Origin of the sequence: Methanobrevibacter sp. (assembly GCF_017409525.1) — an archaeon.
Classification (GTDB): Archaea; Methanobacteriota; Methanobacteria; order Methanobacteriales; family Methanobacteriaceae; genus Methanocatella.
This window is the reverse complement of record NZ_JAFQSO010000004.1, coordinates 112,222-125,793: the sequence shown is the minus strand read 5'-3', so window position 1 is coordinate 125,793 and position 13,572 is coordinate 112,222. Positions and strand designations below refer to the sequence as shown.

General features: G+C 33.0%; 14 protein-coding genes. 4 read left to right on the top strand and 10 right to left on the bottom strand.

Annotated elements, in window-relative coordinates:
- Positions 1-3: 3 nt before the first annotated feature.
- Positions 4-1,248: a homoaconitase large subunit gene (hacA, locus tag IJE64_RS02245; protein WP_292781406.1), complete on the bottom strand. Its 1,245-nt coding sequence runs from the start codon at positions 1,246-1,248 to the stop codon at positions 4-6.
- A 78-nt stretch (positions 1,249-1,326) separates the two neighbouring features.
- On the opposite strand from hacA, the gene IJE64_RS02240 reads away from it, so the two are divergent.
- Positions 1,327-2,535, top strand: coding sequence for a DUF2264 domain-containing protein (locus IJE64_RS02240; protein ID WP_292781404.1), 1,209 nt, complete (start codon positions 1,327-1,329; stop codon positions 2,533-2,535).
- A gap of 13 nt (positions 2,536-2,548) precedes the next feature.
- Here IJE64_RS02240 and amrS read toward each other — a convergent pair whose 3' ends face one another.
- The 5 genes from amrS to IJE64_RS02215 form a co-directional block, all read right to left on the bottom strand.
- Positions 2,549-3,421 (bottom strand): AmmeMemoRadiSam system radical SAM enzyme, encoded by an 873-nt coding sequence (gene amrS / locus IJE64_RS02235; RefSeq protein WP_342764985.1) that lies wholly within the window; start codon positions 3,419-3,421, stop codon positions 2,549-2,551.
- A complete protein-coding gene (thiL, locus tag IJE64_RS02230) occupies positions 3,408-4,334 on the bottom strand; it encodes a thiamine-phosphate kinase (protein WP_292781400.1) in 927 nt (308 codons plus the stop codon). The genes amrS and thiL overlap by 14 nt, the downstream gene beginning before the upstream one ends.
- Before the next feature lie 63 nt (positions 4,335-4,397).
- The gene (cfbA, locus tag IJE64_RS02225; protein WP_394355587.1) at positions 4,398-4,874 is read right to left on the bottom strand and encodes a sirohydrochlorin nickelochelatase; all 477 of its coding nucleotides are present in this window, start codon (positions 4,872-4,874) and stop codon (positions 4,398-4,400) included.
- A gap of 95 nt (positions 4,875-4,969) precedes the next feature.
- Positions 4,970-5,878 (bottom strand): sirohydrochlorin nickelochelatase, encoded by a 909-nt coding sequence (gene cfbA / locus IJE64_RS02220; RefSeq protein ID WP_292781398.1) that lies wholly within the window; start codon positions 5,876-5,878, stop codon positions 4,970-4,972.
- Complete coding sequence (locus IJE64_RS02215; protein ID WP_292781396.1) at positions 5,850-6,248, bottom strand: Zn-ribbon domain-containing OB-fold protein; 399 nt, start codon at positions 6,246-6,248, stop codon at positions 5,850-5,852. Before IJE64_RS02215 ends, cfbA (IJE64_RS02220) begins: the two co-directional genes overlap by 29 nt.
- Before the next feature lie 170 nt (positions 6,249-6,418).
- Here IJE64_RS02215 and IJE64_RS02210 point away from each other — a divergent pair, with 170 nt between their 5' ends.
- Together IJE64_RS02210 and IJE64_RS02205 are read left to right on the top strand one after the other, a co-directional pair.
- Entirely contained in the window at positions 6,419-7,366 is a 948-nt protein-coding gene (locus IJE64_RS02210) for a hypothetical protein (protein WP_292781393.1), read from the top strand.
- Entirely contained in the window at positions 7,353-8,222 is an 870-nt protein-coding gene (locus IJE64_RS02205; RefSeq protein ID WP_292781388.1) for a TadE/TadG family type IV pilus assembly protein, read from the top strand. Before IJE64_RS02210 ends, IJE64_RS02205 begins: the two co-directional genes overlap by 14 nt.
- Here IJE64_RS02205 and IJE64_RS02200 read toward each other — a convergent pair.
- From IJE64_RS02200 to IJE64_RS02185, 4 genes are read right to left on the bottom strand one after another with little or no spacing between them, the layout of a single operon-like run.
- Positions 8,219-9,490 (bottom strand): magnesium transporter, encoded by a 1,272-nt coding sequence (locus IJE64_RS02200; protein ID WP_292781384.1) that lies wholly within the window; start codon positions 9,488-9,490, stop codon positions 8,219-8,221. The genes IJE64_RS02205 and IJE64_RS02200 overlap by 4 nt on opposite strands.
- 30 nt (positions 9,491-9,520) lie before the next feature.
- The gene (locus IJE64_RS02195) at positions 9,521-10,123 is read right to left on the bottom strand and encodes a potassium channel family protein (RefSeq protein ID WP_292781381.1); all 603 of its coding nucleotides are present in this window, start codon (positions 10,121-10,123) and stop codon (positions 9,521-9,523) included.
- A 9-nt stretch (positions 10,124-10,132) separates the two neighbouring features.
- Entirely contained in the window at positions 10,133-11,206 is a 1,074-nt protein-coding gene (cobJ, locus tag IJE64_RS02190; protein ID WP_292781378.1) for a precorrin-3B C(17)-methyltransferase, read from the bottom strand.
- A gap of 9 nt (positions 11,207-11,215) precedes the next feature.
- Positions 11,216-11,713 (bottom strand): hypothetical protein, encoded by a 498-nt coding sequence (locus tag IJE64_RS02185; RefSeq protein WP_292781375.1) that lies wholly within the window; start codon positions 11,711-11,713, stop codon positions 11,216-11,218.
- A 181-nt stretch (positions 11,714-11,894) separates the two neighbouring features.
- Between IJE64_RS02185 and IJE64_RS02180 the strand changes: the two genes are divergently transcribed.
- Positions 11,895-13,571 carry a DNA-directed DNA polymerase II small subunit gene (locus IJE64_RS02180; RefSeq protein ID WP_292781372.1) on the top strand — a complete coding sequence of 559 codons (1,677 nt, stop codon included), beginning with the start codon at positions 11,895-11,897 and terminating at the stop codon, positions 13,569-13,571.
- Position 13,572 lies beyond the last annotated feature (1 nt).

Genomic DNA, 13,572 nt, shown 5'->3' with positions numbered 1-13,572 from the left:
ATATCACTCCGGTGCCACAATTCTTCCTTCAATTGCTGAAGCGGCAGCTACAGCAGCAGAGGACAAATAAACTTCTCCATCCGGTGAGCCTTGTCTGCCTTTAAAGTTTCTATTTGAAGTTGAAAGACTTACCTCACCAGGCCCTATGATTCCAGTGTGTCCGCCCAAGCATGGACCGCAACAAGGAGCGGATACAAGTGCTCCTGCATCAACAAATATTCTGATTAATCCTTCATCAAGTGCTTTTGAGTAAACTTCCTTTGATGCTGGAATAACAAGCATTCTAGTGTCTTTTGCTATTTTATTTCCTTTCAATATTTTTGCAGCATCTCTTAGGTCAGATAACCTACCATTAGTACAAGATCCAATGAATACTTGGTCAATTTCAACATCTACTTCTCCAACTGGTTTTACATTATCCACATGATGCGGGCAAGCCACCTGAGGGTCTAAATCACTTACATCAACATCGATAATATTTAAGGACGAAGAATCCAAGTCAGTCTTATAAATTTCATAAGGTTTATTGCTTCTAGCTTCAACATAGTCAATGGTTTTCTTATCAGGCTCTACCAAACCGGTTTTTCCACCCATTTCAATGGCCATATTACACAAAACCATTCTATCGGATATGCTCATGTCCAAAACTGTTTCGCCTGCAAATTCACACGCCTTATATGTTGAACCATCAGCACCTATTTGGCCAATAATATGCAATATAACATCTTTAGCATAAACATTATCTTTTAATTTACCATTAATTTCAAATCTATTTGTTTCAGGTACTTTAAACCATAAATTACCTTCAGCGAATACCATTGCCATATCAGTTGATCCTATACCTGTTGAAAATGCTCCTAAAGCTCCATGAGTACAGGTATGTGAGTCAGCGCCGACTATTACTTCTCCAGGTACAACATGACCCAATTCCGGAAGTATCTGATGGCATACCCCCGCATTTACATCATAGAAATGTTCTATAGAATGTTGTTTTACAAACTTTCTCATAATGATATGATTATTAGCAGAGTCAATAGAGTCAGCAGGAACCTGATGATCAAAAGGAATGACAATTTTAGAGGAATCCCAGACTTTTTCAGCCCCAATTTTTTCAAAAGATTCTACTGAAAGAGGTCCGGTTAAATCATGTGTCATTGCTACATCAATATTTGCTATAACTATATCTCCGGCTTCAACTTCATTTTTACCAGATGCTCTAGCTAATATTTTTTCAGACATTGTTGGCATATTTTTAACCTCTTTTAATAATGATAAATATATGTTTTTTATAAAATATATATATTATGTACAACAAATTATAAGAACATGAGTAATTCATTTTTAAAAAGATTTAAGAAAAAAGAAGAGCCTATAATTGAAGAAAAAACTAATGTTATAGAAGATAGAGAATATTGGATTTCTGTTATGAGAAAAATAACCAATCCAGTTTTGACAAATCTTGCAAAAGGTTCATTGAAGAAAAATATGCCTTATGAATCAACTAGTCTCGAAGGTCAAAAATTTTCATACCTTGAAGCTTTTTCCCGCGTTTTCAATGGAATTTCAGCATGGTTGGAACTGGGACCGGATAGGTCTGAGGAAGGAATTTTACGTGAAAAATATATTAGAGTAACACTAAAAGCTATTTCAAATGCCGTTGATCCAAACCATAACGATTATATTTTCAATATTGAACCTAGACAATCCTTAGTTGATGTGGCTCTATTTGCTCAGGGATTACTCAGAGCTAAAAATCAAATCTGGCTCAATTTACAAATGGATGATCAAGCTAGAATTATTCGTGAACTTAAAAATACACGTACCATAGCTCCTTACGAGAATCATTGGCTATTGTTTACATCCATGATTGAAGCGGCTCTTTTAGAATTTACTGGTGAATGTGATAAGGAGCGTTTAAGTTATGGAATTCGCAGATTCAGAGATGAATTCTATATAGGTGATGGAATTTATTCAGATGGTGAGGACTTTACTGTAGGATACTTTAACAGTATTGTTATCCACCCAATGCTAAACGATATTTTAAAAGTAATGAGAAAATATGGAATTAATGAAGGGGAATTCTTGGATATCCAATTGATGAGATCATCAAGATTAGCATCAGAACTTGAAAGGGTTATCTCTCCTGAAGGAACATATCCCCTTTTAGGAAGCTGCCTTTCATACCGTTGCGGTGTTTTCCATCTACTTTCTCAAGCATGTTTGCTTAAAATATTGCCTAGAAATATCAATCCTGCTCAAGTTAGGTCTGCTCTAACCCAAATCCTGAAAAAGCACTTCGGAGACAATCGAAACTTTAATAGTTCTGGATGGTTAATTGTTGGTCTTCAAGGTTCACAATTAGATATTTCCGAAAGTGACATTAATACAGGTAGTCTTTATTTATGTTGCAGTGTTTTCCTAGCCTTAGGTCTTGAAGCTAATGATCTATTCTGGACATCCCCATTTGCCGAATGGAGTAGTCTAATGGCATGGAATGGAAACAAAATTCAAAAAGACCAATCAATTGATTTTTAAATCTTTTATTTTTTTAAATATTTCCCAGATGGATATTTTCAATTCCTTTATTTTCAGCTATTTTTTTAGCTTCAAATAATATTGACTTATTTGTAGGTGAAATATTATTCATTTTATAATGTGGAAATGCTCTTGAAAAATGAAGAGGAACTTCAGGGCCCAATTCATTAACAATAAAATCACATAACTGATTAATCTCATCTATAGAATCATTATAATCATTAATTATTAAATTGGTTATTTCCAGATGTCTACCTTCACTGTAAATTCTCTTTAGATTTTCTAAAACTACATCCAAATCTGCGCCGCAAACTTTTTTATAAAAACTTTGAGACATGGATTTTAAATCTATGTTGAAGGCATCCACAAAACTCAAAATTTCTTCAAGAGATTTATCTGAATAATATCCATTGCTTACATAGATAACTTTTAATTCTTTTTGTTTTGCTAAAATAGAAGTTTTTTTGTTGAAAGGTAAGTGTATGGTAGGTTCATTATAAGTCCAAGCAATTGACTTACAATTATAATTAAGTGCATTTTCCACAATGCTTTCTGGTGTTATTTTAATTCCTCTAGAAAATTTGCCATATTCATGAGAAATCATATAGTTCTGGCAATGCAAACATGTCATATTACATCCAAAACCCCCAATCGAATATGTAAATGTGTTCGCAAGAAAATGATGCAATGGCTTTTTTTCAATAGGATCCGGACTTAAAGAAGAAACAATTCCATAGGATTCATCAGACAGCTCCCCATTAATGTTTTTATGTTGCTTGCAAATACCATATTTTCCATCTGATATTTTACAATAATTTGCACAGATTTCACATCTTATTTTTTGTGATTTTGAGCTCTTTTTGTAAAGATTGTTATTCACTAACATAATGCTCATAACCTTTGTTTTCAATTTCTTCAATTATATTATTCTCTAAAGTTATTTCAACTTTATCGGAAGAGGTGACCTTTCCGATTACTTTATAATCAATGTCTAAATTTTTCAAATTATCTTTTGAAATCGTGAAAATTAATTCAAAATCTTCTCCAACATGTAAAATTAAATCTAGATAATTTAAATTTAATTGATTACTAATCTCTTTATATTCCTCAGAAACGTCCAGCCTTTCTTCATAAATCATGAAGCCGAATCCATCCTTTTTCATCTCATGCAATTCGCATGCAAGCCCATCGGTTATATCGGTTGCAGAAGTAGCTCCCGCATCGTTGATTAAAATACCTTCTCTCAGTCTGGCTATTGGCTTCAATACTTTATTTACATATATGTTATCCATTGAATCCAAATTAAAGCCCAAAGCTGCAATTCCAATATCGCCGGTGACAACCACCAAATCGCCAATATTGTAAGTATCCTTCATCAGAGGCTTATCACAAAAGCCCAAAGCTGTTCCGGAAATTATTATTTCAGATGCCTCGTTGGTATCTCCTCCAATCAATGGAATGGAATAATAGTTACAGGCACTTAAAACACCTTCAATTATTTGTTTAAAACTGTTTAACTCCAAATCCTTAGGAAGGGCTATAGACAATAAAAAGCCTAATGGCTTAGCACCCATAGCCGCTAAATCACTCACATTAACTGTCACCGATTTAAATCCCATGTCAAAATAGGACATCTTTTCGGGAAAATGTCTGGATTGAATCAGCATGTCACAAGTAGAAATCAAATTATTCCCATTAAAATTGGTGACTGCAGTGTCATCAGGAGTAATGTCCTTTGAATTAGCTATAATGTATCTAACTAATTCTTTTTCACCAATATCAGAGACTTTTAAGGTCATAAATAATAATATAAATTTTAAAATAAATATAGTTATTCAAAAAAAGTAAAAAAATGTTTCAGATTATAATGCATCTGAAACTCTATCCTTAATAATTTCGTATAAACGTGTATCGATACCTAAAGGTTCGGTTAAGATAATTTCACCATCGAATTCCACCTCTTCATCATCATGGTCATGATGGTGGTGATGATGATGTCCGTGGCCGTGCCCATGGTCATGATGGTGGTGATGATGACCGGAGACAGATTCCTCATCAAAATCACTTTCAATACCTAATAATCCTGGTATATCCCTTTTTGTGTGAAGTCCATGAGCTACAAATACGGGAACAACAATGATTTTATCCAAATCGTTTTCAGATGTTAATTTCTTAATGGTTTCAGGTATACCTGGCTTTCTGATTTCCATAAATCCATATTCAATAATGGCTTCAGGAAACTCTTCTTGATACATTTCTTTATAAGCTTTAATCACTTCTTCGCCATCTTTTAATCTAGAACCGTGGCTCAAAAGTAAAATTCCAGTTTTTTCAGACATAATTCTTCCTCTCCAAATCAATTAGTATTAAACTTTAAGTTACATTTAATTAAGTTATATTGAATAAAAAATATTTCAAAAAAATATATGAAAAACTATAATTTTTCATCTACCATATCGACTAAAATATCTATTAAAATATCATCCGCTTTAATTGGCTCCGGATATAAAATCTCACCTTCAAACTCAACAGGGGTCAAATCGTGTGAGTGGTCATGACCGTGACTGTGGCCATGAGAATGTTCATGCTCATGATCTTCTAAAAATCCTAGGATGTGAGGAATATCATGAGTTGTATGCATTCCAGGAGCGATAAATATAGGTACCACAACTAATCGTTCCAAATTATTTTCATCCACTAATTTATTGATAGATTCAGGGATGCTAGGACCGCATAATTCCATAAAGCCAAAACTAGATGGCATGTCACAAGTTCTTTCAAATTTATTATACAATTCTGTTGCAAACTCTTTATTGTAATTTAATCTAGAACCATGTGTAACAAGTAAAATTCCAGTTTTTGCATCATCATCAAGTTTAGAATCGCTTAAAGCCTCCTCAACTCTTTTATCGATGATTTTCAAAAGTTCATCGCGAGGCCCGATTGAAGGCAACAACTCGATTTCACCATCGAATTCAACATCGTCGGCTATTGACAAATAATGTTCAGCCGGATAATTGCCATCGGGACATCTAGGATCAACTTCCAAAGGTTCCAATCCTAATAAAGTTGGAATATCGATGTTAGTGTGAATACCCGGAGCTAAAAATACTGGAAGGGCAATGATCTTATCCAAATCATCCAAATCATCCTTTAATATTTCAACGGCTCCAGCAATAGTAGGTTCAGAAACTTTCATATAGCCGATTTCAGTAGCCAAACCGCTTGCTTTAATAAACTTATCTTTTATCTCACTGAATACTTCTTCAGCGTAAGGTAGCGTACTTCCGTGACTTACTAAAATTACGGCAGTATTATTTGATAACTTTGAATTTGTATCCATAGGAGATTACTCCGTCTTTTCCATCCTCTCTAATTCTTCTAAATACCATTTCTACATCATCACCAATTTCAATATCATCAACATCACAATCTACAAGCTGAGATGTTAATTTTGCACCTTCTTCGAGTTCAATTACTGCAACAGCATATGGTGCTGATTTTTTGAAATCGTCGGGAGCGGATCTAATTATTGAGTATGTGTAAATTTTACCTTTTCCACTGAATTGGAATGGTTCAAGATTTCCTTTTCTTCTACAGTTAGGACAAACTACACGAGACGGGAAAAATAATTCTCCACAGGTAGTACATTTAGAACCAATAAGATTGTATCTTTGTTGTATATGACGCCATGTTCTAACAGTATCTGACATGTAAATCCTCCATATATTTTCAATATGTATAGTTTCTAATTGATAATATAAATAAGTATTTTTTTTATTACTATTTTAAAGGTATTTATAATTTTTTCATACTTTTTTGTGAAAAATCATATAGTCGCACTTTGAAAATAATTTTATAAATACAGACTATATCTCTAATAATGAAAATCGATTCAAATGGAAATCTAATACTGGGAACGACTGTTATTTTAATAACAATATTATTATTAATGGCCATTATTGTTTATACGACCATAACATATATGGAAAGTGAAAATATTGACTCTGAAGAGAATAATAATTTCAAATATATTATTGATGATTACTCAAATAATATAGAAGTTTTAGGTAGAGATTCCCTATATGATGCATGTGAAAGAGTATACCATAGCTTTAAGCTATTTAACAGTAAAGACACTATAAAAAAGAATTTAAATAAAAAATTAAAAGAAAAAAATGAAGAATTGAATGAAAAATATGATGTTGACATCACATCCGAGGTTTTATCTGTTGAAAGTAGCAGCAGTCCCTGGAAAGTCTTATTCAAAGTAAAGCTGAACATTAACAAAAACAATAATCATTTTAATAAGATCATTGAAAAGAACGTGTCAATTGAAGGCCTTAAAGACCCGTTGCCTCCTGCGAAACTAACGGTTGCATCAGGAATATTTAAGGAAGGCAAAAAACTCAACTACAAGAATGCGCTTGCAAGATATCTTAAACTGAGGAATCTGGACTCGCCGTTTTCATATTTATTTGCAACATCACCACTATACATCAAAAAATGCCCATATGACCCCTATGTTCATCATGGCGACCCCGGTGTGCTAAAGGACTGTTTAAAACAGGGTTATTTTCATGAAAGTGCTGACGGAAGTTGCTTTTTATGTAGACTTGAAGGAAAGGGAACATGCCCTCATTATGGACTTGAGACATTTATACAGACACATACTCCTCTGACAAACGATTCCATTTCCTGTTCCGACCACGTGATATTCCACGACCATTATACAGGAAAAAAAATGGATAAGCTAGACATTAACAGCTTAATTCTAGATAGCTCTCACATGAAGAAATATGGGTTGAATGGTGAAGATGATGGACAATAGAGGAAACATGACCATTGAAATAGCTATCGTTTTAATAGTAACTTTAATGATTGCAGGAATTGTACTCAATTTCTCAGAAATGATGACACAAAAAACGATTTCATCATCGGAAATAGAAAACACAGAAAGCTTGCTTGGGGAAGTGGCTGACAATTTAATCAATAATCCCGGAAACCCCGATAACTGGGAAAAATATGGGAAAGGAACACCTGGCCTTGCAGTTATAAATGAACATGGTGAAACCATTCCAAACAGTGTATCATATGATAAATTTCTGGCCCTTGGAAAAAATTATAAAAAGTTGATTGATAAACAAACCTTTGAAACAAAAATTAAAACCTCCATGGAAATAATTCCACAGCAAAGCAGTGTTCCAAGTGTGAAAATAGGTGAAAGTGATGAAAACGGCAATGTATTTTCAATAAACAGATTCGTAAAATGCGATTTTTACAATAAATATGTAATCAAAGACTTTCAAAATGATGGTAAATGCAATCACAAACATGACCAGGAAAAACACAGTTGCAATTACTTTAAAATCTTTAAAGGAAACGTGAAAAACTCGGATTATTATCTGCTGATTGACAAAAATGAAAAAGACAGCTTAAAATATTTTGTTGATACAACAAGAATTGTTAAAGCTAGGCTCTGGCAATCACCAAGTTCAGATAGGATATATCTCAATGATGAAATCAATTTCTACGATGACACAAGTGCAATTGTATTTATTCACTTCAATAAACAGAATGCAAAAGCCGTGTTAGTATCCGTTCCAAAAAATTTCGATAAGAATAAGTTGACATATGATTATTTTAGAGTAAATGAGTGTAATCTTATATTAAAGGCGTGGTATTAGATTAACACTCCTAAAATAATCAATGAAACAGATATCAATATTAAACTTGAAATCGAATCTGTTATACTGGTTGAAACTGGAATTACAATATTATCCGGGTCTAGATTTTTGTTATAGGAAATTGTTGATACATAGTACACCAAGAAAATCATCACGCTGACCAAAATAAAACCTGCCAGAGTACTTATTGAAACTATATTAACAAAACCAATGCCTACTGTTTTAAATAAGTATGAAGATCCTTCAGCTAAAATTCCAATTAAAGGGAATACTACAATAGCCAAAACATAACAAACTAAAAAATTACTAATAGTATTGCCTTTAGGCCTTTTTAATGGTTCAATTAAACCTGAATGAAGACCAGATGATAGTCTAGCACCTAAAATACTAATTAGACTTCCACTTTCACCTGAAAATAGAGGTAATAGAGTAAGCAAACTAGGATTTGTAAGCAATGTCTCAACTGAACTATTTAAAATGCTGCCTGCGGTACCTCCTAAAAGAGAGCATAACAACAATACGGGAGCTGACTGTTTTAATATTGTATGGGTTTCATCAGAAAGCTTATAACAGTAAATAAAGCTAACTAAAACAATGATTAGGACTGCAAATAAAACTATGTCTTTAAATAACATGTCAAAGTTAATTGCATTTAAAACAAATATTGAAACAATGATTGCAGGAAGAGTAAATAAATCTCCAAATGCTGCTATGATTGGACTTGTGATATTGTCCGGATCCCAACCATGTTCAAAGCTTTTATATGAAACTACCATTGTAATCGGAAGCATAATCAAATTTGAAATAACACCAGCAATGACACATATCAATATAAAGTCTATCAATGACATTGAAGGCTGATGCAATAGAATACAGAATATTTTAGCTATTATGGCCAAAAATATTGATAGGACCAATGTTAAAACAAATGATGAAAAAATATTATAATTCAACTGTTCTGAAAATTCAAATTTAGGTGATATAATACCGATGTGTAAATTTGTAGACAGCCTTGAAGCAAAAGAGCCGAAAATATTTCCTCTCATACCAATAGCCCCCGGAATGATTACTAAAAGTCCTGGGAAAGTTTCAAGGAAAAATGTCATTTTGCCTAAGATGATTCCAGCAATTAAATCTCCAACAGCACAGATTAACAGAGCAATTAATCCTTCTTTAATAACGCTGCTTTGATTTTTAAAAAAATCAGAAAATCTTGAAAATGCAGATAGTGAACTGCGTATCTTCTTCTGTGGACTTCTGTCCTTCATGCATATCACTACCCATAATCATTTTATCACTCAGTCTATTTCGTCTTCAAGTTCATCTGGAATATCTTCCAAAGAACAAGCTGCGGTTGCAAGCTTTTCAATCAAATCCGCACCGGCTTCTGTACCTTTTAGGATTAATGTATCGTTTGGTAAAATAGTTGTATTTTTATCTGGACCATAAATCCAAGATGTTCCTCTTCTAATAGCAATTACTCTCATTCCAGTACGATTTACCAAAAGCAAATCACCTAAACTGTTATTCGCTAAATCTGATTTTTCATCTACAACCACTCTAACAATACTTTTATCAGATTCTTCCATAACCATCTTGAATACTGGATGTGGTTTAAAACCTGTAATTACTAAATCAGCCAAATCTTTTGCAGCATTTGCAATACTTTCAGCAGCTTCTGCAATTTCAAGCAATGCAGTTAACTTTTCTGCATCCTCATATGATCTGGCTGCAACTAATGATTCCTTTTTAATTTCATAATTCATGGCATTTACTTCGTTTTCTAAAGCAATTACCTCCTCTGCCGCTGCTTTACTGTTAAATAAAATAGCGGAATAAGCTAAATCAACCATCAGTTCCGACATATTTTTCATTTCAATTAAAAGATTTTTGATTGACAATTAATTCACCTAAAGGTCATTTGTATTATTTTTTAATAAGCATGCTCTTCTAAGCTTTAATAAAGTTTTTTTCTTTTTCTTTAAATCTTCAACATCCTCTAAAATATTTTCTAAAGGTTTTCTTAAACATTCAACACTGTCTTTTTCGTGTAGCCAAGTACAATCCTTACAATTCCAAACATTCTTTCCTTTAATCCATTCCCCGCCTGTTGAAGAATCTCCACAAGGATAGAACGGACAATAACAGAAATCACAGTACTGGCCCTCATAGTGACAAGGATAATAATCGCATTCACGGTTTGGACCATGCGCAATATTACCATCTAAGAACATTTCATAATGATTTTGTGATAAAGGATGAATCTGAGACCTTACTACATATCCTCTCGGTGTTATGAGCTTTCCATCCTGAACATAAGTCAAGTCATTGCCTACAATCAATGTGCAAGACATGTTTACAATATCTTCAGTTAGGTCCTTAACCTCAACAATGGTTTCCTTTGCAGGCTCATAAGTACTATCTACAATACCGATTAATGCATCTTCACCTTTTATATCAATTACGGATTGTTTAAATCTTCTAAAAGGTTCTTTTCTAGTTTTGCTTATAGGGTTATAGATTGCTACAATTAAATTAGCTTCCAATGCAAATTTCAACTTCTTTTCAATTTCGGATAAAGGTGTCAAAATATTGCTTAAACTAATTGCTGCAAAATCGTTCAAAGGCGCTCCAAGCTTGCTTGAAGCATAGTTGAGGGCTGAAACGCCGGGATAAACTTTAATCTCGACATCTTCGTGTTTACTTTGAATCTGATACAATACATTTGCCATTCCAAAGACACCTGGGTCTCCGGAGCTAACTAATGAAACTGTGCGACCTTCCAAACTTTTTTGAATAGCAAACTCGGCCCTAGCTATCTCATCACCCATTCCTTTTTTAACTATTTCCTTATCGGCTATTAAATCCTCAATTTGATCTATATATTTCTTATAGCCAATAATAACATCGGACTCTTCAATAGCTTTAAGAGCACCTAAAGTCATGTTTTCTCTATTTTGACCGATACCTATTACATTTATCATATTTAATCACTAGTATAGTTTTAAAACCGAATTTATTGAAATTGAATCAATGTCTACCATTAATCCTGTTCCTTTACGGGTAACCATAGCGTTGGCTATAATCTTATACGATGGAGTCTGACTAATGACAATCTCTCCTGAAGTAGAATTAGGAGATGCATAACCTAAAGCTTCTATTGTTACATTATATTCACTATTATCTGTGTCTTCAGTAGTAGTCACATTAATAGACGCATAATTAACCCCATCAACCTCCGACAGTTCCTCCAGTTTCAAAGCAACATCCTTCTTATTGGATATATTGATTGGAGTCGGATCTTTAATTAAAGCATTGTTAACGTTCTCAGGGCTGAAAAAGCTAGTTATCTTATTAACTTGCATCTCTATTAGCCCCTGAACATTCGGAGGTTCAGAAGTAACAATTGTATATGAAGCAAAAAGGCCTAATTCAAAAAATACAATAAATAGTACAACAACTAAAATTATTCTAACCACTTTGTTTGCCATTTTATCACAATTATTATTTCATTAATTAATAACAATTTAATATAATAATTTTAGATTTATTTCTAATATATAATAAATATAACTATAATATAAATAGAGTGAAATTTTACAAGGGAAAATAAAAAATACAAAATCAAATTCTCAAAGTTTATTAACGTAGAAAATAAAAATTTTAATTGATATGTCAACTAATAAAATTCTATTAAAATTTGCAAAAAAAGGTATCAACCTATCACCTGAAGCATATGATAAAGTTATTAATGCAGATAATCCTTTAGATTTTGCATCTACATTAATAGTTAAGTTAAAAGGTGATAAATTTACATCAAAGGATTTAGTTTCCGTTAGTGGAGAAACTATTGATGAAGTAACTGGTAAAGTTGTAAAAACTGAAAAAACTAACCAAAAAACCTTGATTAAAGAAAAAGATGAAAGTAAACCAAAAAAAGTCGAAAAATCAAAAACACCACAGCCAAAAGTTGAAAAAAAAGATGAAGCGGTTAAGCCTGTTTCAATTGATAATCTAAAAAAAGAAAGTGACAAACCTGAAAAACATGTTAATAAAACAATCATTGAAGCTTCTCAAACCGTAAAAGATGAAAAAATTCAATTTAAACGTAATTTACAAAAAACTAATGTAGAATACAACTTTGAAATTTTACAGGATACAAGCAAAAAATCATATACCAGCGGCGAAATAGAAAATCTAATATCCTATTTTAAAAGCAGATATGAAAAACTGACTAACATCCTTACAAAAAGACCCGAACTTAGAAACTATACGAAAGTGGCTGACATCGATGATTCTCAAGATAGCCTAACTTTAATACTGATGGTTCGTGAAATCAGAACAAGCAAAAACGGGCACAAAATAGTTGATTTTGAAGATGATACGGGCACAATATCTGTTTTATTCTCACAAAATAATGAAGATCTATTTGCAGAAGCCGAAAAACTAGTAAGAGATGAAGTTATAGGCGTTATTGCAAATAAAAGTGATGACAACAACTTTGCATTTGGCCAACAAATAATAAATCCCGGTGTAATAAGAGTTCCTGAAAAAGAAATGGACTTTGGAATCGTATTTTTATCCGATGTTCATATTGGAAGCTTGACTTTTCTAGAAGATGCCTTTTCAAGATTCATTGACTGGATAAACTGTGATTATGGAACTGAAGAGCAAAGAAGAGTTGCTGAGGATGTGAAATACTTAGTTATTGGTGGAGATATTGTCGACGGAATCGGTGTATATCCAAACCAAGAAAAGGAACTTGCAATTAAAGACATTACACAACAATATAACGAGGCTGCCAAATTTTTAGGAAACATCAGAAGCGACATCAAAATTATCATTGCTCCTGGAAACCACGATGCATCAAGAGTCGCAGAACCGCAACCCGCCGTTCCTGAAGAATATGCAAAAGCATTGTATGAACTCGATAATGTTGAATTCATTTCAAATCCTGGCGTTGTGTCCCTGGATGGAATCAACGTTTTAATTTATCATGGGCGCAGTTTTGACGATCTAGTAATGGCAGTTAAAGAATTTACTCATGAACGAAATGACTTATTAATGGAAGAATTACTTAAAAAAAGACATTTAGCTCCAATTTATGGAGAAAGAACTCCGCTTGCTTCTGAGCTTGAAGATTACCTTGTCATTGATGAAGTTCCAGATGTATTCCACACTGGACACGTGCATATTAACACCTATAAAAGATTTAATGGAATTCATCTAATCAATTCTGGTACTTTCCAGACACAAACCGAGTTCCAGAAAATATATAACATTGAACCAACACCTGCTGAAGTCCCTGTTCTTCATAAAGGAAAATACAAGCACTTTAAATTTTTATGAG